General features: G+C 49.4%; 21 protein-coding genes. 5 read left to right on the forward strand and 16 right to left on the reverse strand.

Annotation, left to right across the window (positions count from 1 at the left end; all coding sequences use genetic code 11):
• Positions 1-119 precede the first annotated feature (119 nt).
• Genes hemG through pepQ form a run of 4 tightly spaced genes read right to left on the reverse strand, consistent with a single transcriptional unit; the run spans position 120 to position 4,111 of the window.
• Positions 120-662 carry a menaquinone-dependent protoporphyrinogen IX dehydrogenase gene (hemG, locus tag M2387_RS24980; protein WP_259053458.1) on the reverse strand — a complete coding sequence of 181 codons (543 nt, stop codon included), beginning with the start codon at positions 660-662 and terminating at the stop codon, positions 120-122.
• Between the two features lie 11 nt (positions 663-673).
• The gene (trkH, locus tag M2387_RS24985) at positions 674-2,125 is read right to left on the reverse strand and encodes a Trk system potassium transporter TrkH (RefSeq protein ID WP_259053460.1); all 1,452 of its coding nucleotides are present in this window, start codon (positions 2,123-2,125) and stop codon (positions 674-676) included.
• Positions 2,126-2,171: 46 nt separating this feature from the next.
• Positions 2,172-2,780 carry an IMPACT family protein gene (locus M2387_RS24990; protein ID WP_259053463.1) on the reverse strand — a complete coding sequence of 203 codons (609 nt, stop codon included), beginning with the start codon at positions 2,778-2,780 and terminating at the stop codon, positions 2,172-2,174.
• Positions 2,780-4,111: a Xaa-Pro dipeptidase gene (gene pepQ / locus M2387_RS24995; protein ID WP_259053465.1), complete on the reverse strand. Its 1,332-nt coding sequence runs from the start codon at positions 4,109-4,111 to the stop codon at positions 2,780-2,782. The genes M2387_RS24990 and pepQ overlap by 1 nt, the downstream gene beginning before the upstream one ends.
• A 212-nt stretch (positions 4,112-4,323) precedes the next feature.
• Here pepQ and fadB point away from each other — a divergent pair, with 212 nt between their 5' ends.
• Both fadB and fadA read left to right on the forward strand, forming a co-directional pair.
• A complete protein-coding gene (gene fadB, locus M2387_RS25000; protein WP_259053467.1) occupies positions 4,324-6,519 on the forward strand; it encodes a fatty acid oxidation complex subunit alpha FadB in 2,196 nt (731 codons plus the stop codon).
• A gap of 2 nt (positions 6,520-6,521) precedes the next feature.
• Positions 6,522-7,685: an acetyl-CoA C-acyltransferase FadA gene (gene fadA, locus M2387_RS25005; protein ID WP_259053469.1), complete on the forward strand. Its 1,164-nt coding sequence runs from the start codon at positions 6,522-6,524 to the stop codon at positions 7,683-7,685.
• Between the two features lie 63 nt (positions 7,686-7,748).
• Here fadA and fre read toward each other — a convergent pair whose 3' ends face one another.
• Entirely contained in the window at positions 7,749-8,450 is a 702-nt protein-coding gene (gene fre, locus M2387_RS25010; RefSeq protein WP_259053471.1) for an NAD(P)H-flavin reductase, read from the reverse strand.
• A gap of 47 nt (positions 8,451-8,497) precedes the next feature.
• Positions 8,498-9,991: a 4-hydroxy-3-polyprenylbenzoate decarboxylase gene (ubiD, locus tag M2387_RS25015; protein WP_259053535.1), complete on the reverse strand. Its 1,494-nt coding sequence runs from the start codon at positions 9,989-9,991 to the stop codon at positions 8,498-8,500.
• A gap of 162 nt (positions 9,992-10,153) precedes the next feature.
• Here ubiD and rfaH point away from each other — a divergent pair, with 162 nt between their 5' ends.
• On the forward strand, positions 10,154-10,642 hold the full coding sequence (gene rfaH, locus M2387_RS25020; protein ID WP_259053474.1) for a transcription/translation regulatory transformer protein RfaH: 489 nt from the start codon (positions 10,154-10,156) through the stop codon (positions 10,640-10,642).
• A 56-nt stretch (positions 10,643-10,698) separates the two neighbouring features.
• Here rfaH and hemB read toward each other — a convergent pair whose 3' ends face one another.
• From hemB to rmuC, 9 genes are all read right to left on the reverse strand, one after another.
• The gene (hemB, locus tag M2387_RS25025; RefSeq protein ID WP_259053476.1) at positions 10,699-11,721 is read right to left on the reverse strand and encodes a porphobilinogen synthase; all 1,023 of its coding nucleotides are present in this window, start codon (positions 11,719-11,721) and stop codon (positions 10,699-10,701) included.
• A 15-nt stretch (positions 11,722-11,736) separates the two neighbouring features.
• A complete protein-coding gene (gene tatD, locus M2387_RS25030) occupies positions 11,737-12,519 on the reverse strand; it encodes a 3'-5' ssDNA/RNA exonuclease TatD (protein ID WP_259053478.1) in 783 nt (260 codons plus the stop codon).
• 152 nt (positions 12,520-12,671) lie between these two features.
• The gene (gene tatC, locus M2387_RS25035) at positions 12,672-13,445 is read right to left on the reverse strand and encodes a Sec-independent protein translocase subunit TatC (RefSeq protein WP_259053480.1); all 774 of its coding nucleotides are present in this window, start codon (positions 13,443-13,445) and stop codon (positions 12,672-12,674) included.
• A 2-nt stretch (positions 13,446-13,447) separates the two neighbouring features.
• Complete coding sequence (gene tatB / locus M2387_RS25040; protein WP_259053482.1) at positions 13,448-13,990, reverse strand: Sec-independent protein translocase protein TatB; 543 nt, start codon at positions 13,988-13,990, stop codon at positions 13,448-13,450.
• Positions 13,991-13,993: 3 nt separating this feature from the next.
• Positions 13,994-14,260 (reverse strand): Sec-independent protein translocase subunit TatA, encoded by a 267-nt coding sequence (locus M2387_RS25045; protein WP_259053484.1) that lies wholly within the window; start codon positions 14,258-14,260, stop codon positions 13,994-13,996.
• An 81-nt stretch (positions 14,261-14,341) separates the two neighbouring features.
• On the reverse strand, positions 14,342-15,982 hold the full coding sequence (ubiB, locus tag M2387_RS25050; protein WP_259053485.1) for a ubiquinone biosynthesis regulatory protein kinase UbiB: 1,641 nt from the start codon (positions 15,980-15,982) through the stop codon (positions 14,342-14,344).
• On the reverse strand, positions 15,979-16,584 hold the full coding sequence (gene ubiJ, locus M2387_RS25055; protein ID WP_259053487.1) for a ubiquinone biosynthesis protein UbiJ: 606 nt from the start codon (positions 16,582-16,584) through the stop codon (positions 15,979-15,981). Before ubiJ ends, ubiB begins: the two co-directional genes overlap by 4 nt.
• Positions 16,585-16,598: 14 nt before the next feature.
• A complete protein-coding gene (ubiE, locus tag M2387_RS25060; protein ID WP_259053489.1) occupies positions 16,599-17,354 on the reverse strand; it encodes a bifunctional demethylmenaquinone methyltransferase/2-methoxy-6-polyprenyl-1,4-benzoquinol methylase UbiE in 756 nt (251 codons plus the stop codon).
• 133 nt (positions 17,355-17,487) lie between these two features.
• Complete coding sequence (rmuC, locus tag M2387_RS25065) at positions 17,488-18,879, reverse strand: DNA recombination protein RmuC (RefSeq protein ID WP_259053491.1); 1,392 nt, start codon at positions 18,877-18,879, stop codon at positions 17,488-17,490.
• Positions 18,880-18,990: 111 nt separating this feature from the next.
• Between rmuC and M2387_RS25070 the strand changes: the two genes are divergently transcribed.
• Positions 18,991-19,539: a helix-turn-helix domain-containing protein gene (locus M2387_RS25070; protein WP_259053493.1), complete on the forward strand. Its 549-nt coding sequence runs from the start codon at positions 18,991-18,993 to the stop codon at positions 19,537-19,539.
• A gap of 13 nt (positions 19,540-19,552) precedes the next feature.
• Positions 19,553-20,077 (forward strand): GNAT family N-acetyltransferase, encoded by a 525-nt coding sequence (locus M2387_RS25075; RefSeq protein ID WP_259053495.1) that lies wholly within the window; start codon positions 19,553-19,555, stop codon positions 20,075-20,077.
• Between the two features lie 47 nt (positions 20,078-20,124).
• Here M2387_RS25075 and udp read toward each other — a convergent pair whose 3' ends face one another.
• Positions 20,125-20,886, reverse strand: a complete 762-nt coding sequence (udp, locus tag M2387_RS25080; protein ID WP_259053497.1) for a uridine phosphorylase — start codon at positions 20,884-20,886, stop codon at positions 20,125-20,127.
• Between the last annotated feature and the right edge of the window lie 111 nt (positions 20,887-20,997).

The raw sequence follows: 20,997 nt of genomic DNA on the forward strand, positions 1-20,997 counted from the left end.
CGGTGGTTTGTAACCGTTGTTCCGTGTCAGTGGATGCGCATTATAGGGATTTCTTCGGGCCTGACAACCCCTAATTTCAATTAATTTGCTGACTGGGGTATTTTTCAGCGATCTGCTTATTAACCCTGCTGTTTGACGCTTAATTGTGCAATTTCAGCGGCAAAACGTGAAACTTGCTGCCAGTCGGTATAAACCACTTCCTTACTGGTATCCGTTTCACCGTCAGTCATCTTCATAATCAGGCGGATCATAAACTTGTCCAGCCAGCCATAACGCGGATAACACAAGGCGCCAGCGAAGACAGCACAGCAATCCGGGCTCCAGGGGGAGTTCAACAGGAACTTACGCGTATATGAATTGGTTTCCGGCGTATTCTTCTCCGCTTTACGTGCCACCAGGTTTACTGAAAAGAAAGCGCTCGGCAGATTATTCAGCTGCTGCAAATGTTGTTGTATAAACAGATTCACTGAACGATGAAAATGCCCGTAACGAATAGAAGCCCCGATCACCACCCTGTCATACTCAGCCCAGGCAATACTGACGTTATCATGGAGATTCAGGATATCGCTCTGCTGGCCTGATACTTGTAGCTCAGAAGCGAGACGCGTTGCTATTTCACGAGTCTGTCCATCACGAGTCGAATAAAGAATTAAGGTTTTCACATACACTCCATTTATTCCCGCCAGAAGGTCGGCGTGAACAGCACTAATAAAGTAAAGACTTCAAGGCGTCCAAATAACATGTTTACGATAAGTATCCACTTTGCCGTCGGATTCATACTGGCAAAGTTATCCGCCACTACGCCAAGACCCGGTCCCAGGTTATTCAGTGTCGCAACCACTGAGGCAAAAGCCGAGAAGTTATCTACGCCCGTGGCAATAATCGCCAGCATACTGATAATAAAGACCAGCGCATAAGCTGAAAAGAACCCCCACACCGCTTCAAGAATACGTTCCGGCAGCGCGCGGTTACCCAGCTTAATGCTATACACCGCATTCGGGTGAACCAGCCTCTTCAGTTCACGGTTTCCCTGTTTGAAAAGCAACAGGATACGAATAACCTTCAATCCACCACCGGTAGAACCCGCACAGCCGCCAATAAAGGCAGAGCACAGTAACAGCATCGGCAGGAATAATGGCCATCGTGAAAAGCTGTCAGTGGTAAAGCCCGCGGTAGTCGCCATCGATACCACTTGGAAAAATGCCTGATTAACGGTTTGTACCGCTGACTGATAAGTACTGTGGAACCACAACACTAATGTACAAACAGCAACTAAGGTCAGCTGGACACCGATAAACATACGGAACTCAGGGTCACGCCAGTACACCTTCAGACTACGACCACTTAATAAAGAGAAGTGCAGACCGTAGTTACAGCCAGAGATCAGCAGGAAGATAGCAATAATGGTGTTAATCGTCGGACTGTCAAAATACCCGACACTGGCATCATGTGTGGAGAAGCCGCCGATAGAAATAGTCGCAAAGCTATGCCCGATAGCATCAAATACCGACATTCCGGCAAACCATAATGCAACGGCACAAGCGATGGTTAGCAGGACATAGATAAACCAGAGCGTTTTCGCCGTTTCGGCAATGCGCGGACGCATTTTATTGTCTTTCAACGGACCCGGCATCTCTGCCCGGTACAGCTGCATCCCCCCGACGCCCAGGATAGGCAGGATAGCGACCGCCAGCACAATGATCCCCATCCCGCCAAACCACTGCAGCATCTGTCGATAGAACAAGATGGCATGAGGTAAAGAGTCAAGACCCACGAGGGTTGTCGCTCCCGTGGTGGTTAAACCAGAGAAAGACTCAAAAAAGGCGTCAGTAACCGTCAGGTTCGGTTTTTCCGCGAAGATAAAAGGTAAGGCACCGACACTCCCCAGTACCGTCCAGAACAGAACGACTATCAGAAACCCTTCACGTGGTTTGAGTTCGCTTTTATCTCGTCGGTTAGGCCACCACAGCAAAGTCCCGATAACAACTGCGACCATGAAGGTTTGGGTAAAAGCACGACCGGCACCATCGCGATAAATCAGCGCCACTAAGCCGGGTAAAATCATAGTGCCGGAAAAGAGGATAATGAGCAGGCCGACGATTCGGGTTATGGCACGAAAATGCATTTTCAGCCGCTTCCTTAAGTATCAATAAATATAAGAAGAGAAATGATTATCGCGGTAGTAAATGCAGTGAACCACGGCTCAGGTCGCCAAGCCTGGCATTAAATATGGCCAGTTGGGTCTGCGGTAACGCAATCTTCAGAATAATAAATGCCTGGAAATCACTGTCGACAATAAGGCCGCCAAACTGTTTAAGCAAGGCCTCGATACCCGCCAACTGCGAGTAGTCACACTGCAAAGTATATTCTGTTAATGCTACTTTGCGCACTTTAGATAACTGAGCCAGCGCCTGCTGTACTCCGCCACCATAAGCTTTCACCAGACCACCGGTTCCCAGTTTGATGCCACCGTAATAACGTACGACGACAGCAGTGATTTCGCCGACCTGACTTCCCAGTAACTGAGCCAGAATCGGTTTCCCTGCCGTACCCGCGGGTTCACCGTCATCAGAGAATCCCAGTAACTGTGAATTATCCGGGGCACCTGCGATCCATGCCCAGCAATAATGCCGGGCGTCAGGATAATCGATTCGCGCTTGCTCAAGAAAGGCTTTGCACGCTGCTACCCCATCAGTATGGGCAAGCAACGTGATAAAACGGCTTTTCTTGATTTCCTCACTCACCGTTACCGGCTCAGCAGGTATCAGCCAGCTTTCCATTACGCCAGTTTCAGGTCACGGGTCATATTTTCGATTCCGTTTTCATGGATAATCACGTTATCTTCAATACGGATACCACCAAAAGGTTTCATCGCCTCAATGCGATCCCAGTTGAAATGCTGGCGATATTGTCCTTCACGCCATGGTGCAAGCAGTGACTCAATAAAATAGAGACCCGGCTCAATAGTCAGCACCATATTGGGTTCAAGGATACGGGTACAGCGCAGATAAGGATGCTGACCAGGCGCCGCCAGGTGTGTCCCGCTATCATCCTGCATAAAACCGCCGACATCATGAACTTGCAGACCCAGCATATGGCCAATACCATGCGGCATAAACGGACTAGTAATCCCCGTTTCGACCATTGCTTCTTCACTGATATCCGTCACCAGTTGATGGCGTTTAAGCAGTTTAGCAATACGCTGATGGAACTGAAGGTGATACTCGGTATAACGCACACCGGCTTTCATGGTCGCTATCAGCGCCAGTTCCTCAGTGTTCATATCTTTAATCAGCTCGGCAAAATCACAGTCTTCCTGAGCAGCCCAGGTACGCGTCAAATCAGCAGCATATCCCTGATATTCCGCCCCCGCATCCAGTAAGAAGCTGCGTCTTTGTTCCGGCGGCTGATTATCCAGACGCGTGTAATGCAACACCGCGGCATGCTCATTCAACGCCACAATATTGCCGTAAGGAACATCGATATCGCGATGCCCTGTCGCCGTCAGATAGGCCAGATTAATATCGAATTCACTCATCCCGGACAGGAAGGCTTCATGTGCTGCACGATGTCCAATGACGGCCGTCTTTTGCGCTGCACGCATACAGGCCAGCTCATAGTCAGTTTTATAAGCACGGTAGTAATGTAAGAAGTCGATAGTCGCTTGCGGATTGATATTCGCCGCATTAATACCAAGCTGTATAGCACGCTCCGGAGTCGGGCCAATATAACCGAGGTTACCGCGAGCAGCGGGTAACAGACTACCAATGCCGTCAGCCTTGGGTAAGGCGATGACTTCAATTTCATCAGTCCAGAAAGTCGTTGGCAGGGGTTCAACACAATGCCAGTAATCAACCGGCAGATAGAACCAGAGCTTAGGTTTATTTACTCCGTCCACCAGCAGCCAGCAGTTCGGCACCTCGGTTACAGGTACCCACGCTTTAAATTGCGGGTTCACTTTAAACGGATAAGGATGATCATCGAGAAATACGTTGAATAACTCCCCTGAGTGGATCAGCAGAGCATCAAGATTAGAGCGCGCAAGTGCATCGCGAGTACGTTGTTGTAAGGTTTCGATATGACGATGATACAGCGTAGCCAGTGATTCCATAATTTATGTCCAAAATTATTTGAGTTGCCTGTAGGCACTGATTGAAGCTTGCGAGTCGCATCTTAGCACACCATGCCCGACGTCGAGTTATTTCCACCGCATGTGACCTGACTGGCAAATATTTAAATATAAATTTGCATTTTATTAACATAAATTCCACACTCCCTCTCATCTGGTATGACCAGATCCATTGCCGGAATCAGGAGACTGACATGCTCTATCAAGGTGAAACCTTACATCTCGACTGGCTGGAAGAGGGTATTGCAGAACTGGTGTTCGATGCCCCCGGTTCAGTTAACACATTAAATACCGCCACTCTCGCCAGCCTTAGCGAAGCACTAACCGTTATTGAAAATTTACCCGAACTTAAAGGGTTGCTACTGAGCTCCACTAAGTCTGCCTTTATCGTCGGTGCCGATATCACTGAATTCTTATCTTTATTTCTGGTTCCGGCCCCGCAACTCAGTGCATGGCTGCACTCAGCTAATCATATTTTTAACCGCCTGGAAGATTTGCCGGTTCCGACCCTGGCGGCAATAAAAGGTTATACGCTGGGCGGCGGCTGTGAGTGTGTGCTGGCGACAGATTTCCGTCTTGCCACACCGGATACCCGTATTGGTTTACCTGAAACGAAGCTCGGTATTATGCCCGGCTTTGGTGGCTCGGTTCGCCTTCCCCGCCTGCTTGGCGCCGATAGCGCACTGGAAATCATTACTGCCGGTAAAGATGTCAGCGCTGAAGAGGCCCTGAAACTGGGCTTAGTGGATGGCATCGTCAGCCACGAAAAATTGCGCGATGGTGCAGTATCGATGCTACGCCAGGCGATTAAAGGTGACCTCGACTGGCGAGCACACCGGGCCCCCAAATTAAACCCGCTTAAACTCAATAAAATTGAAGCGGCGATGAGTTTTAGCATCGCCAAAGCGATGGTTTCCAGGATAGCCGGAAAACATTATCCCGCACCTGTAGTCGCAGTAAAAACCATTGAGGCAGCAGCAGGCCTGGGTCGTGATGCCGCTCTGCAACTTGAAACGCAAAATTTTGTTCCGCTGGCTCAATCCAATGAAGCCCGGGCATTAGTCGGCATATTCCTTAACGAGCAATATGTTAAGAGTAAAGCAAGAAAGCTGACGCAGCATATTGATACACCAAAACAGGCCGCTATTCTCGGCGCCGGGATTATGGGTGGGGGTATCGCCTACCAGTCAGCCTGGAAAGGCGTCCCGGTCTTAATGAAAGATATTAATGAAAAATCCTTAGCTCTCGGTATTAGCGAAGCTAGCAAATTGCTGAACAAGCAGCTGGAACGTGGGAAAATTGACGGAAGCAAACTGGCTCAGGTCATTTCAACTATTCAGCCGGTGCTGGAATACCGGGGTTTCTCTCGCGTCGATATCGTCGTCGAAGCAGTGGTTGAAAACCCCAAGGTAAAAAAAGCGGTTCTGGCAGAAACAGAACAGCAGGTACGAGCAGACACTATCCTGGCATCAAATACCTCAACCATCCCTATTAGTGAGCTGGCTGATGCTCTGCAACGGCCTGAAAATTTCTGCGGGATGCACTTTTTCAACCCAGTCCACCGTATGCCACTGGTCGAAGTGATTCGGGGTAAAAAAACCAGCGATACCACCGTCGCCACCGTCGTGGCCTGGGCGAGTAAAATGGGCAAGACGCCGATTGTGGTTAACGACTGTCCGGGTTTTTTTGTTAATCGGGTACTGTTCCCTTATCTCGCCGGTTTTAGTCAGCTATTACGCGATGGCGCTGACTTCCAGCAGATTGATAGCGTGATGGAAAAACAGTTTGGCTGGCCGATGGGCCCGGCTTATCTGCTTGATGTGGTGGGGATTGATACCGCTCATCATGCTCAGGCCGTTATGGCCACTGGCTTCCCGGAACGTATGGCTAAAGATTATCGCGATGCGATAGATGTCCTCTTTGATGCCGGGCGATTTGGTCAGAAAACACAACTTGGCTTCTATCGTTATCAGCCTGACAGCAAAGGAAAACCGAAAAAATTACCGGATAGTCAGGTCGCTGATTTGCTTCAAGCGGTCACTCAGCCACAACAGCAGTTTGAGCAGCACGAGATTATTGCGCGCATGATGATCCCGATGGTCAACGAAGTAGTACGTTGCCTGGAAGAAGGGATTATTGCCAGCCCGGCAGAAGCGGATATAGCTCTGGTTTACGGTCTTGGCTTCCCTCCTTTCCACGGTGGAGTCTTCCGCTGGCTGGATACTCAAGGTAGCCAGGCGTACGTCAAGATGGCAGAACAGTATCGGCATCTTGGCCCGCTCTATCAGGTTCCTGCGGGCCTGAAAGCCAAAGCGCTGCACAATGAACCTTACTATCCCCCGGTCAAGCCAATTCATCTGGCTCATGACTTGAAAGCGTCTGAGGAATGATTATGGAAAAGGTGGTTATTGTTGATGCCATTCGTACCCCAATGGGACGTTCCAAAGGCGGGGCGTTCCGTCACGTACGGGCTGAAGACCTGTCAGCCCATTTAATGCGTACAATCCTGGCGCGTAACCCGGCACTCTCTGCCTCTGAGCTGGACGATATTTATTGGGGCTGTGTTCAGCAAACCCTGGAGCAGGGTTTTAATATCGCCCGTAATGCGGCGTTGCTGGCGGATATTCCTCATACCGTGCCTGCCGTCACCGTGAACCGGCTATGCGGTTCATCAATGCAGGCATTACATGATGCCGCCCGTATGATTCAGACCGGTGAAGCCCATGCTTGTCTGGTCGGTGGCGTGGAACATATGGGCCATGTGCCGATGAGTCATGGGGTTGATTTCCATCCGGGGCTCAGCCGTGAGATGGCTAAGGCTGCCGGTATGATGGGCTTAACGGCAGAAATGCTGGCCCGCATGCACAATATTAGCCGTGAAATGCAAGACCAGTTCGCCGCCCGTTCCCATCAGCGCGCCTGGGCTGCCACTGAGGCGGGTTATTTTGATAATGAAATCGTCCCTACACAGGGCCATGATGCCAGTGGTGCTCTGACAGCGGTTAGTTTTGACGAAGTGATCCGTCCGGATACCACGGTGGAAGGGTTAGCTGCATTGAAACCGGCTTTCGATCCGCAGCACGGTACTGTCACCGCAGGCAGCTCCTCCGCACTTTCCGACGGAGCTTCAGCCATGCTGGTTATGAGTGAGACGCGGGCCAAATCACTGGGGCTGCCTGTCCGGGCCTATATTCGCTCGATGGCAGTCGTCGGCTGTAGTCCATCGGTGATGGGCTATGGCCCGGTTCCAGCAACACAGCTGGCATTAAAGAAAGCCGGTCTGACGGTTGGCGATATCGGGTTATTTGAGATGAACGAAGCTTTTTCTGCGCAGATCCTGCCCTGTATCAAAGATCTGGGGCTGATGGAGCAGATAGATGAGCGGATTAACCTTAACGGCGGGGCAATTGCCCTGGGGCATCCATTAGGTTGCTCCGGGACACGCATCAGCACCACCTTATTAAACCTGATGGAGCGCCGTGATACGCAGTTTGGCCTCGCGACCATGTGTATCGGTTTAGGTCAGGGGATTGCGACCGTGCTGGAACGTGCCTGATACTGGCGAAGAAAGACTTCCGGAGTGTAAACAGAACGTTTAACACTCCGGTAAAACGCTGCCTTAAATAAAGGCAAAGGCGTCGCTGAACATACGATCGGCCTGAGCTGAACGTTCATTACAGAACAGGTCGCGGGCGATTTTTGCCATTTCAAAGCGACCGGCGATGTAAATATCATGCTCTGCCAGGGTCTCGTAGTCCTGCATGACTGCCGTTAACACCGTACCCGTGCGTCCCTTCCAGTCAGCTTCTGGTTGCTCAACCACAGCTTCAACACGCAGGTTCTTGTGTTTTAAGGCAAGCTCTTCGAGTTCTGACATATCATAGAGATGCTTATCTTCACGTCCGCCCCAGTAAATAGCAATTTCACGCTCAGGGTTACGCTCAAGTACCGACAACAGAATAGAACGGGCATACGAGAATCCTGTTCCACCGGCAATCAGTATTAAAGGTCTGTCTTCGTCATCGCGCAGCCAGGCTTCACCATGAGGAATATCAATAACAACCTCTTTCGTTGCCAGGATACGTTCCATAACCGCCATGGCATAGAGATTAATTTCAGAGGCACCAATGTGCAGCTCAATAAACTCTTTTTCACTCGGGGTGGATGCTATCGAAAACGGACGCTTATCTCGTTCATCCATCACTACCATCAAATACTGCCCGGCTTGAAATGAAAAGGCCGATTCCGGCAGTAAACGAACACGGTAAACCGTATCCGTTATCGCTTCTACTGAGGTCACTTTACAGCTTAAGGTTGTCATGCGTCCCCTCTGTCGGGTCAATAATACTAAAGCGTAAAGGGTATCTCTCAGCTGCCTTTACGGTTATCGAAGATAGCCAGTTCATCCCAAATCGCATCTATATGCGCACAAACTTGAGGGTCTTTCTGAATAGGACGCCCCCATTCTCGTTGGGTCTCACCAGGCCATTTATTGGTGGCATCCATTCCCATTTTTGAACCCAAACCGGAAACCGGTGAGGCAAAATCCAGATAATCAATTGGCGTATTATCAATTAATACCGTATCTCGCGATGGGTCCATGCGCGTGGTTATCGCCCAGATAACATCGTTCCAGTCCCGGGCATTGATATCGTCATCACAGACAATAACAAATTTGGTGTACATAAACTGCCGCAGGAACGACCAGACACCCATCATGACGCGTTTTGCATGACCAGCGTATTGTTTTTTGATAGTAACAACAGCCAGACGGTAAGAACAACCTTCCGGAGGAAGATAAAAATCGATAATTTCCGGAAATTGCTTCTGCAGAATAGGTACCAGTACTTCATTCAGAGCCACACCCAGAACCGCAGGTTCATCTGGCGGACGCCCGGTATAGGTGGAGTGATAAATGGCATCATGTCGCTTGGTAATATGCGTTACGGTAAACACTGGGAAATTATCGATTTCATTATAATAACCGGTGTGATCGCCATAAGGCCCTTCCGGCGCCAGTTCACCCGGTTCAATATAACCTTCAAGAATAATTTCAGCGCTGGCCGGGACTTCCAAATCATTGGTAATACATTTAACCACTTCAGTTTTGGTACCGCGGAGGAGTCCGGCAAACGCATATTCTGACAGGGTATCAGGAACCGGAGTCACAGCGCCGAGAATCGTCGCCGGGTCAGCACCCAGAGCCACAGCAACCGGGAAGCGCTCGCCCGGATGAGCTGCACACCACTCCTGGAAATCCAGCGCGCCACCACGGTGAGAAAGCCAGCGCATAATCAGTTTATTTTTACCAATCAGCTGCTGACGATAAATGCCTAAGTTCTGTCTTTCTTTATGCGGACCACGAGTTACCGTCAGACCCCAGGTAATGAGAGGGGCTGCATCATCGGGCCAGCATTTCATAATCGGCAGGCGGGTTAAATCAACCTCATCGCCTTCTTGTATCACCTCCTGACAAGGCGCATCCCGCAGACGCTTGGTCGGCATGTTAAGCACTTGTTTAAACTGAGGAAGTTTATCAAACAGGTCACGGAATCCTTTCGGTGGCTCCGGCTCTTTTAAAAATGCGAGGAGTTTGCCCACTTCGCGTAACGCGGAGACATCTTCCTGCCCCATACCCATGGCTACCCGCTTTGGCGTACCAAACAGGTTACACAGTACGGGCATATCAAAGCCTTTAGGATTTTCAAACAGCAGTGCAGGCCCACCGGCACGTAAAGTACGATCGGCAATTTCAGTCATTTCCAGGTTTGGATCGACAGGCAATTTGATGCGTTTCAGTTCACCTTGTTGCTCAAGCAACTCCAGGAAGTCGCGCAGGTCATCGTATTTCATGTGATTTATTAAGATATGAGTGTTACAGCTATTATACGGACTTCACTGTCACCCTGCTGTATTTTTGTTAAATTTGTATAAATACGCATCTTGAAGGTAACTCATACCGTCAATTGAATGAATTATTCTGTATTATTCGTTCGTTGACCTGATGAGTCGAAAAGAGAACTTATGGAATCCTGGTATCTTCTGTACTGCAAACGCGGTCAGCTATTACGCGCGAAGGAACATCTTGAACGGCAAACGGTGGAATGCCTCACGCCCTTTATTTCTATCGAGAAAGTGGTACAAGGCAAAAGAACGGTGGTTAGCGAGCCACTCTTCCCCAATTACATGTTTGTCGCATTTAACCCTGAGTCGATTCATACGACGACGATAAGCGCGACCCGGGGCGTCAGCCACTTCGTCCGCTTCGGCTCGCTACCGGCTATTGTGCCGGAGAGCGTGATTGACGAATTACGACTGACAGAAAGCGATACGCATATCGATCCGGAGACTCCCTATCCGGGAGATACGGTATTGATTACTGAAGGGACATTTGAGGGCATGCAGGCTATTTTTGCTGAAACAGACGGTGAAACACGCTCGATGCTACTGCTCAACCTGCTGAATAAACAAATACGTCAGAGCGTTAAAAACGCCAATTTCCAGAAGTTATAGTCAAAAAAAAAGCCTGAGGTCACTCTCAGGCTCTGTACATGTTTTCAGATTAGCGGCTAACGCTGCATCTGTTCGTCATGCAGCCACTGCGCTACACGTTTTGAAAAATACGTCAGTACACCATCGGCTCCGGCACGTTTAAAGCATAGCAGTGACTCCATTACCGCAGGTTTTTCTGCCAGCCAGCCATTCTGAATCGCCGCCATATGCATCGCATACTCACCGGAAACCTGATAGGCAAAGGTCGGAACACCAAAGGTATCTTTAACCTGACGAACCACGTCCAGGTAAGGCATACCGGGTTTAACCATTACCATATCCGCGCCTTCCTGAAGATCCTGAGCCACTTCTTGCAGGGCCTCATCACTATTAGCCGGATCCATCTGGTAGTTCTTTTTATTGCCGCCTTTCAGATTACCAGCAGAGCCAATCGCATCGCGGAACGGGCCGTAATAACAGGAGGCATATTTAGCCGCATAAGACATGATCTGCGTATTAACTAAACCTTCAGCTTCTAACTGCTGACGAATAGCACCAATTCGTCCGTCCATCATGTCACTCGGGGCAACAATTTCTGCACCGGCCTCAGCATGCGAAAGCGCCTGGCGAACCAGAATATCCCGGGTCACATCATTAATAACATAGCCGGTTTCATCAATGATGCCGTCCTGACCATGAGTCGTGTACGGGTCGAGCGCCACATCCGTTAACAGCCCCAGTTCAGGGACCGCATCTTTTAGCGCACGAACCGCACGCTGCACCAGTCCATTCGGATTATAGGCTTCTTCCGCATGTAACGATTTGCCGTCACTTTCAATCACAGGAAACAGGGAGAGAACCGGAACGCCCAGTTTTGCCACGGCTTCTGCTTCTTTGATTAACAAATCCAGGGTTAAGCGATAAACCCCCGGCATCGACGCTATCTCCTGCTGTCGATTATGTCCTTCCATGACGAACACCGGATAGATGAGATCGTTAACCGTCAGCTGATTCTCAGCAACAAGACGACGACTAAAATCATGACGGCGTACCCGGCGCATACGGCGGCCGGGGAAAGTACCGGGAAATGCATAACTCATGTAACTCTCTCCTGGTTAAAAGCCCAGTCTGAATAAACGACGGGCATTCTCTTCTGTTACTTGCCCAAGCCAGGCGGGGTCTTCACCGCGCCACTGTGCAACTTTATTGACAATATGGGGCAAATAGCAGGGTTCGTTGCGGTGGGATGCCGGTTTAGGGTCCAGATCCCGAGGCAACAAGAAGGGGGCGTCGGTTTCCAGTAGCAGCTGCTGGGCTGGAATTTGTGGCAACAGTTCACGCAGTTCTAAACCACGGCGTTCGTCACACACCCATCCGGTGATCCCTATCAGTAAACCACGACGCAGATAATCATGTAATTCAGATTCCGTACCGGTAAAGCAATGCACCACTACGCCGGGAAGCCATTCCAGCCACGGATCCAGCAAGGCCAGAAATCGGTCATGGGCATCACGGCAGTGCAAAAACACCGGCATCATTAAATCAGTCGCGAGTGCCAGTTGTTCGGTAAAGGCATGTTCTTGCTCAGCAGGCGTTGAGAAATTACGGTTGAAATCAAGACCACATTCACCCACGGCCACCACCTGGGGCGCATTCGCCATATTGCGAATAGCCTCAGCAGTGCTTTCATTCCAGCTACTCGCTTCATGAGGATGAATACCTGCGGTAGACCAGCAGCTCTCGAACTGTTGCGCTAACGCTAACGATTGAGCGCTGTCTTGCAGGCTGGTTCCCGTTAATATCATACCGTTGACACCGGCCTGCTGTGCACGCGCGATGACTTCTGCAGTGTCTTTCTCAAACTGGGAGTTAGTAAGATTGATACCGATATCAAACATGGAGTTCTCCAAACGATAACCATCCCGGTGGGCGGTTTCGGTCTGTTGACAACGTATTGAACGATAGACTGTCTCTTTCAATACGAATAAAGCGGATTAACCGCAACGGGGCTGGATAGTAAACCTGACCCCGTTGCCGTCCTTTAACAGGGTTATTTTGCGTCTTCTTCGTGACTTTCTGCTGTCTCTTCCTCGGTTTTAATACGCCCTTTGCCGACATAAAAACGCGAGAACAGTATGCCCACCTCAAACAGGCAGTACATAGGGATAGCCAATAGTGTTTGAGAGAACACATCCGGTGGTGTGAGCAGCATCCCGACAACAAATGCGCCAACCAGCATATAGGGACGTTTTCGTCTCAGTGACTCCGGGGTTGTCACACCCATCCAGCATAATAAAATAATCGCTATTGGCACCTCAAATGCTACGCCAAACGCCATAAATAACGTCATAACGAAATCGAGGTATTTGGCAATATCAGTGGACACCACCACACCAATAGGAGCTGTCTTGGTTAAAAAGCCAAAAGCCAGTGGGAAAACGACAAAATAGGCAAACGCAATGCCGATATAGAACAGCATTGTGCTTGAGAAAAGCAATGGCATTAATAGCTTACGTTCGTGCCGGTATAAGGCAGGTGCCACAAAAGCCCAGACCTGATACAGAATAACCGGCGCTGCCAGAAAGACTGACACATAGATAGTAAGCTTTATTGGCGTAAAGAACGGTGATGCCACATCGGTGGCTATCATCGTTGAACCCAGAGGCATTTGTTCAATCAGCGGTGCTGCCACTAACTGGTAGATATCATTGGCAAAATAGACCAGCGCCAAAAAAATAACCAGAACGGCAATAATACTGTTTAACAGGCGTTTGCGTAGCTCTATCAGATGGCTGATAAGCGGCTGAGTATCTTCGACGGCCATGGTTAGGGTTTTTCACTCGGTGGTTGCGTTGGTTCAGGGCTTTTCGCTGTCTCAGACACAGAGGTTTCCACCGCTGCTTTCTTCAGTATCGACGGAGCATCACCGGCAGAAGGCTCTGCGGGTTCATGAGCAACAGGCTGCGAAGCACCCTGGCTGTCAGTTACCTCAGACGTGATATCTTCAGGCTTCTTCTGTGTCTTTGCGGGATCATGAATGGTATGCGCTTCATCGCTTTCCTGTTCAGGATCGCGCGGTGAATAACCACGCTTCATCGACTCGGCCGCCTCACGCAACTCATCCATTGATGCTTTTAATTCCGGCGTCAGGCTATCCATGCTGGCCTTCTCAACCTTTTTCAGGCTGTCTTGTAGCTCCTGAAGTTTCAGTTCATGGGCAAGCTCGCTTTGCACGCTACTCGCCAGAGAGCGCAAGGCACGGATCCAGCCAACCACTGTTTTCACAGCGATAGGAAGTCTTTGTGGCCCCAGAACAATCAGGCCCAGCACAAAGACAACTAAGAGTTCACCAAAACTAATATCGAACACAGCTTATACCTGTTCTTTACTGTTCTTAGCGTCGTCTTTTTTTACGTCGCCTGGTTTTTCAGAGATGGATTTCGCAGCAAAATCGGCATCAACTGCAGATTTATCTTTTGCGTCATCTTTATCTTTCGCATCGTCTTCGCTCATTGCTTTTTTGAAGCCCTTGATCGATGCCCCTAAGTCAGAACCAATAGATCCCAGTCTCTTGGTACCAAACAACAGAACTACAATAACGGCAATGATAACTAGCTGCCAAATACCGATACCACCCATAGTGTTGCCTCAAATTGATATATTAGGAGAGAGAGCTGATGCAGCTACTATACGGTAATACTGCATCAGCATGCTTAAAATTCAGACAGTTCGCTTCCAGCCCAGCAACCACATACCGACCCCGGCGACCACTAACCATACCGGCATCATATTCCATTCAGGTTTATTAATAAGCAATAATGTTCCACTGAGAATCAATGTTGCGCCCATTCCTAAGAGGTAACGTGACTGCCCTTCCCGGACATGGTGACGCTGTAGATCCTGCTGAATTTTATCAATACTGTGTTTTAAATGTTTGCTCTGACTCAAGCTGTTATAAACCAGCTCTGGTAATTCAGGCATTTTTTCTACCCAGAACGGTGCTTTTTCTTTAAAAGCACGTATCAGAGAAGGAATACCCACCTGATCTTTGATCCAATTTTCCAGGAAAGGTTTCGCTGTTTTCCACAAATCGAGCTGTGGATACAGCTGTCTGCCGACACCTTCAACATATAACAAAGTCTTTTGCAGCAGCACTAACTGAGGCTGAACCTCCATATTGAAACGACGGGCAGTATTAAACAAGTTTAATAACACATGGCCGAACGAAATTTCTGCCAGCGGCTTTTCAAAAATAGGTTCACAGACGGTACGAATAGCAAATTCAAACTCTTCGACATTGGTATCCGGTGGCACCCAGCCAGAGTCAACGTGCAGTTCAGCGACTTTACGGTAGTCGCGATTAAAAAAGGCAATGAAGTTTTCTGCCAGGTAGCGTTTATCTTCCCGATTCAGTGAACCGACAATTCCGCAGTCGATACCGATATATTGTGGATCTTCAGGATGATCGTAGCTGACGAAGATATTGCCCGGGTGCATATCGGCATGGAAAAAGCTATCCCGGAATACCTGAGTAAAGAAGACCTGAACGCCACGTTCTGCCAGTAGCTTCATATTGGTCCCCTGCGCTTCCAGAGCGACAGTATCAGATACCGGAATACCGTAGATTCGCTCCAGCACCATCATATTCTCACTACAATAGTCAGAATAGACTTCAGGAATATATAACAGCGGGCTGTTCTCGAAATTACGACGCAACTGAATGGCATTCGCTGCTTCACGCAGTAAATTCAGTTCATCTATCAGCGTTTTTTCATATTCGCGAACCACTTCCACGGGACGTAGGCGACGGCCATCAGGCAGCAAACGCGGTACCCAGCGTGCCAGGCGATAAATCAGTTTCATATCCGCTTTAATCACCGGGAGAATATCCGGACGGATAACCTTGATTACCACCTCTTTACCATTTTTCTTAAGGCGCGCGGTGTGTACCTGGGCAATCGAAGCAGAAGCTAAGGGCTCAATATCAAAATCATCAAACCAGGTTTCAACAGGAATATCACCCATTGAGTGCTCTATCTGCTTTTTCGCAAGCGCGCCGTCAAATGGCGCGACTCTGTCCTGCAGCATAGCCAGCTGATCGGCAATCATGGGGGGGAATAAATCACGACGGGTAGAAAGCATCTGGCCAAATTTTATCCAGACCGGTCCCAGTTCCTGTAAAGCCAGACGTAAACGTTCACCCAGGGGTTTTTCACGATGACGATTCGGGATCCAGAACAGGCAGCGTAACCACAGACGTAATGGTAATGTCAGGCGAATTTTAGGGATCAGCTCTTCAAGACCATAATTCAGGAAGATACGGATGATAAAATACAGTCGACGAAATTCTCCTGGCGTCATTTGCCCTCCAGTTTATCCAGTCTTGCATCAAGTGCTGCTGTCGCACGGGCTAATGCTGTCGTTTCCTCAGTAAACCAAGCCGCCTCCAGCGAACCTGGCGCCAGCCGCCACTCCTCGACTACCGCCTCAGAGAGGTAACGCTGGTTTCTGCCAAAAGCATTTTTTAGCAATTGAGTCCCGTTCCGCACCGCCTTATTCAGGCTTTCAGCCACCAGATCGCCGACGTAAGGTGCCAGCAAGTCAGCAGGAGAAAACTCCGCCAGAGCCGTTAGCGACACCAGATTTTGTACCAGCTGTAAATCCCCCTGGACTTCCAGTTCACCTTTACGGATCAATGCCATCAGTTGCTGACGGTCGCGTAGTTCGGGTATCACGCCGAGACGTGTGGTAACGCAACAATCTGCCTCGCCTTCCCACTGGCTTAAAACATCAATTTGCTGTTCGCTAAAAACGAGCACCAGGGGCGTGGAGAACTCTTTTATCTCAATGCGTAATACTTTTCCGTATAACCGCTGACGAGCAGACTTCAGGGCGCTATCCTGCCAGAGAACAGTGTTAAGCGCCCCTTCAAGACTGGCGCTAATAAGCGATATAAATGGCATGGTGACTTCCCGGGTTAGAATTTATAACCACGATGGAGTGCAACAATACCCCCCGTCAGATTGTAATAGTTAGTGTTTTCAAACCCGGCATCTTCCATCATCGCTTTCAGCGTTTCCTGGTCCGGATGCATACGAATAGACTCCGCCAGATAGCGATAGCTTTCTGCATCACCGGCAATCATTTGCCCCATGCGTGGCAGGATATGGAAGGAGTAGGCATCGTAGACTTTATTCAGCGGCTCCAGTACGGGTTTAGAAAATTCCAGTACCAGCAGACGTCCACCGGGCTTAAGCACACGGTACATGGAACGCAGCGCTTTATCTTTATCGGTGACGTTACGTAAACCAAAAGCAATGGTAATACAGTCAAAGCTGTTATCCGGGAACGGCAGTGCTTCCGCATTCGCCTGGACATAACTGACGTTACCGATGATGCCGATATTACGCAGCTTTTCACGCCCCATTTTCAACATGGAGTCATTGATATCCGCCAGTACCACTTCACCCGAGTCACCGACCAGACGTGAGAACTTGGCTGTTAAATCGCCGGTTCCACCTGCTAAATCAAGTACCCGCTGTCCACGACGCACGCCGCTACAGTTAATAGTGAAGCGTTTCCATAACCGATGAATACCCAATGACATGACGTCATTCATCACATCATATTTTGCCGCAACCGAGTGGAATACACCGGCAACCATATCGGCCTTTTGATCTTTCTCTACCGTGCTATAACCAAAATGCGTTGTATCTCTGGATTTATCAACCATCTCAGTGCCTGTTTAATCAAAAAATGTCGGTAAAGTGTAACAGAATCGACGCTAATGCCCTATTTTTCAGCAGCAACATAACTGGCTGCCGTTGAATGCTCTGTTACCCGTAGGGAAGAAATACTTACTGGGATTACTTTACCACATCTTCGTTTTCAGGCTGGCTTAACAAGGCATTTTCCAGAGCATCTGATTGAGCTTGCTCCATCAACTCAGGGTTTATTTCCCGTTTTACCTCGACGCCCAGATTGCGCAGCGACTCGGCCTGCACCAGGACATTTCCCCGGCCTGAAGCCAGTTTTTTCATTGCCTGTCGATAGTTATCCTGGGCTTTATCCAGGCTCTGGCCTAGCGCTGACATCTCATCAACAAATAATCTGACTTTGTCATATAAGCGCCCGGCACGTTCCGCAATATGCTGGGCATTTCGGCTTTGGTTCTCGTAGCGCCAGAGATTAGCGATGGTACGCAGGGCCACCAGCAAGGTCGTAGGACTGACCAGCATAATATTACTTTTCAGCGCCTCGCTAATTAATTCGGGTTGCCTGTCTATAGCCAGTAAAAAGGCCGGTTCAACCGGAATAAACATCAGCACATAATCCAGGGAACGCAGGCCAGGCAGTTGCTGATAGTCTTTACGGCTTAGCAGACGAATATGGTTACGGATAGCGACAATATGTTCATTGAGCGCATGCTCTCGAATCACATCATCCTCGGCATTAAAGTAGCGCTCATAGGCCACCAGGGTCATTTTGGCGTCAATGACCACATCCTTACCCTGCGGCAGGCGAATAATGACATCTGGCTGCATACGGCTACTGTTTTCCAGCTGAATATTCACTTGGGTTTGATATTCATGCCCTTCGCGTAAACCGGAGGCCTCAAGCACACGCGTGAGGATCACTTCTCCCCAGTTACCCTGGGTTTTATTATCCCCTTTCAAGGCTTTCGTCAGGTTCAGTGCTTCTTGTGCCATTTGCGCATTGAGCTGCTGAAGGTTGCGGATTTCATGGGTCAGCGTATGACGCTCACGGGCTTCCTGGCCAAAACTCTCCTGCACCTGGCGACGAAAACCATCCAGTTGTTCACGCAGGGGTGATAGCAGAACATTAAGGCTTTGCCGGTTCTGTTCTTCGACTTTGCGCCCACTGTGCTCGAAAATACGGTTGGCCAGATTTTCAAATTGCTCGCCAAGGCGCTGTTCACTATTAAGCATCTGCCGCTGCTTTTCATCGGCATTCAGGCGCGTCTGTTCCAGCAAGGTGGTCAGTTCACGAATATCCGCTTCCTGGCCACTGTTAATTTCAAGCTGGGTGCGCAGCTCACGATTCAGTTGCTCACACTCATCACGCCAGTGCTGATTTAGCTGTAACTCTTGTCTCGCCGCCGTCAGCTCACCGTAGAGTTCGCGTTGCTCTTCTTGCAGTAAAGCCTGACGTTGCGTGGCACGTAAACTGGCAACCAGCCAGCCCATTAACGCCGCCAGCAGAGCAATACCCACTCCCGATAACACCCATAACTCCATGCAACCTCCTGTTATCTCTGACTCACAACTGTAAGTTAAAATTCATTGATATTTCTCATATATGGGATATTATCTCAAAAAAGAGAAATCATCCCATATATGAGAAATGAAATGATAAATCAAAACCAGGCTCTTGCCTGCCATCTGCGTAAGTTACGCACGGATCGTGGGCTGAGATTACAGGATCTCGCTGATAACAGTGGTGTTAGCCGGGCGACCCTTTCGCGCATTGAAAATGGGGATGTCAGTCCAACGGCGGAAACATTAGGTCGTCTGGCGTCCGCGCTGGCGCTACCGCTTTCACAGCTACTGGCACCGCTTGACCCTGACTTTCCTCCTCTGATTCGTCGTACAGATCAGAATATCTGGACCGATACCACTCATGGTTTCACCCGACGGGCACTTTCCCCTCCTGGCGGGCAGCTAAAACTTGAAATGATTGAATGCATCATCGAGCCTGGCCAGCATATTGCTTATGACAACCCAGCCCTACCGAACCATGAACATCATTTAACGCTCCTCTCAGGAGCACTCACCATCACCGTTGATGGCGTTACGTATTCTCTGAATGCAGGTGACTGCCTGCGCTATCGACTACGCGGAGCATCGTCCTTTGAAACAGGCGTGCTGCCCGCACACTACATCATCGCAATGGCCTGAGGTATAACACACCATGGAAATACGTATTCTTGAACTTGATGCCCGCGCTTTAGAACAGCATCTGGAGGCGCTGTCACAGATTCTGGCTGATAGTGTAACCGCGGGGGCATCGATAAGCTTTATGTCACCGCTTTCCTATAACGAAGCAAGTCTGTTCTGGTCGCAAAACGTTCGCCCCGAGGTCATAGCCGGGAACAGGTTATTGTTTGGAGCACTGCGTGGTGATGAATTGCTGGGAACCGTTCAGTTAATAACGGATATGCCGCCTAATCAGCCTCATCGCTGTGAAGTAGCAAAAATGATCGTACATCCGGGAGCACGCAGACTGGGAATTGGTCGCTCGCTGATGAGTCATGCCCTGGAACAGGCACGTTTGCTGGGTAAAACGCTTGTCACTCTCGATACCAAAACGGGCGATGTGGCTGAACCGCTTTATGCTTCTTTAGGATTTGAAGTCGCAGGAATCATCCCGGACTATGCGTGGGATTCAAATGGCGAGGCAAAGCACTCGACCACTTATATGTTTCAAAAAATCTAAAGTATCAAGAGGGAAAAAACCCTGTTTCTCCCTCTGATATCTGCTTTCTACAGCAGGCGACGAGCAGCTTCGACCACGATTTTTACTGCATGGCTTTCAGTTTTTTTCATCGTTTCGGCATTAGGGATCTCTTGCTGGGTGCGGTTAACAATAACCCCGGCAACCATACCGGCACGTAAGCCCTGGCTTGCACACATGGTCAGCAGCGTTGCTGATTCCATTTCGTAGTTCATCACGCCCATTTGCTGCCATTCTTCCATAGAGTGTTTAAAGCGGCTCACAACGCGGCCAGAGAAGGTGTCATAACGCTCCTGGCCCGGGTAGAAGGTATCAGAAGAAGCGGTAACACCAATATGAGTCGTGGCTCCCATTTCCTTCGCTGCTTCTACCAGCGCGGTGGTACAAGCGAAGTCAGCAACCGCCGGGTATTCCATTGGTGCAAAGTGCAGGCTGGCACCATCCAGACGAACAGATGCAGTGGTAACCAGTACATCACCGACATTGATATTTGGCTGAATAGCACCGGTAGTGCCTATACGTAAGAAGGTACGAATACCTAATTGTGCCAGCTCTTCAACAGCAATAGAGGTAGAAGGGCCGCCAATCCCGGTTGAACAAACGATAACCGCTTTGCCATCCAGTTCAGCACGCCAGGTAGTAAATTCACGGTGAGAGGCCAGTTTGACTGGATTATCCATCAGCGATGCAATTCTCTCCACTCGCTCCGGGTCTCCCGGAACAATGGCAACGGTAGCGCCCTGGAGATCGCTTTTAATCAGACCGAGATGGAAAACATCAGACTTAGACATAACAGACTCCTCTGTAGAGTAAGCTTCAGGAGAAGCAAAGTAGTACTTTACCTAACCCCTGCAGATAATTACGTGACGGGCGTCACTTTGAATGAAACGGATTACATTATT

The sequence above is a fragment of the Klebsiella sp. BIGb0407 genome, from assembly GCF_024807845.1.
Classification (GTDB): domain Bacteria; phylum Pseudomonadota; class Gammaproteobacteria; order Enterobacterales; family Enterobacteriaceae; genus JGM124.

Bases quoted from the DNA above. Each gene is read 5' to 3' on its own strand.
- M2387_RS25070 (WP_259053493.1), top strand. From the start codon at position 18,991: ATGATAAATCAAAACCAGGCTCTTGCCTGCCATCTGCGTAAGTTACGC.
- fadB (WP_259053467.1), top strand. From the start codon at position 4,324: ATGCTCTATCAAGGTGAAACCTTACATCTCGACTGGCTGGAAGAGGGT.
- rmuC (WP_259053491.1), bottom strand. From the start codon at position 18,879: ATGGAGTTATGGGTGTTATCGGGAGTGGGTATTGCTCTGCTGGCGGCG.
- M2387_RS25075 (WP_259053495.1), top strand. From the start codon at position 19,553: ATGGAAATACGTATTCTTGAACTTGATGCCCGCGCTTTAGAACAGCAT.
- tatC (WP_259053480.1), bottom strand. From the start codon at position 13,445: ATGGCCGTCGAAGATACTCAGCCGCTTATCAGCCATCTGATAGAGCTA.
- ubiB (WP_259053485.1), bottom strand. From the start codon at position 15,982: ATGACGCCAGGAGAATTTCGTCGACTGTATTTTATCATCCGTATCTTC.
- rfaH (WP_259053474.1), top strand. From the start codon at position 10,154: ATGGAATCCTGGTATCTTCTGTACTGCAAACGCGGTCAGCTATTACGC.
- fre (WP_259053471.1), bottom strand. From the start codon at position 8,450: ATGACAACCTTAAGCTGTAAAGTGACCTCAGTAGAAGCGATAACGGAT.
- pepQ (WP_259053465.1), bottom strand. From the start codon at position 4,111: ATGGAATCACTGGCTACGCTGTATCATCGTCATATCGAAACCTTACAA.
- udp (WP_259053497.1), bottom strand. From the start codon at position 20,886: ATGTCTAAGTCTGATGTTTTCCATCTCGGTCTGATTAAAAGCGATCTC.
- ubiE (WP_259053489.1), bottom strand. From the start codon at position 17,354: ATGGTTGATAAATCCAGAGATACAACGCATTTTGGTTATAGCACGGTA.
- hemB (WP_259053476.1), bottom strand. From the start codon at position 11,721: ATGAGTTATGCATTTCCCGGTACTTTCCCCGGCCGCCGTATGCGCCGG.
- M2387_RS24990 (WP_259053463.1), bottom strand. From the start codon at position 2,780: ATGGAAAGCTGGCTGATACCTGCTGAGCCGGTAACGGTGAGTGAGGAA.
- trkH (WP_259053460.1), bottom strand. From the start codon at position 2,125: ATGCATTTTCGTGCCATAACCCGAATCGTCGGCCTGCTCATTATCCTC.
- M2387_RS25045 (WP_259053484.1), bottom strand. From the start codon at position 14,260: ATGGGTGGTATCGGTATTTGGCAGCTAGTTATCATTGCCGTTATTGTA.
- ubiJ (WP_259053487.1), bottom strand. From the start codon at position 16,584: ATGCCATTTATATCGCTTATTAGCGCCAGTCTTGAAGGGGCGCTTAAC.
- tatD (WP_259053478.1), bottom strand. From the start codon at position 12,519: ATGTTTGATATCGGTATCAATCTTACTAACTCCCAGTTTGAGAAAGAC.
- fadA (WP_259053469.1), top strand. From the start codon at position 6,522: ATGGAAAAGGTGGTTATTGTTGATGCCATTCGTACCCCAATGGGACGT.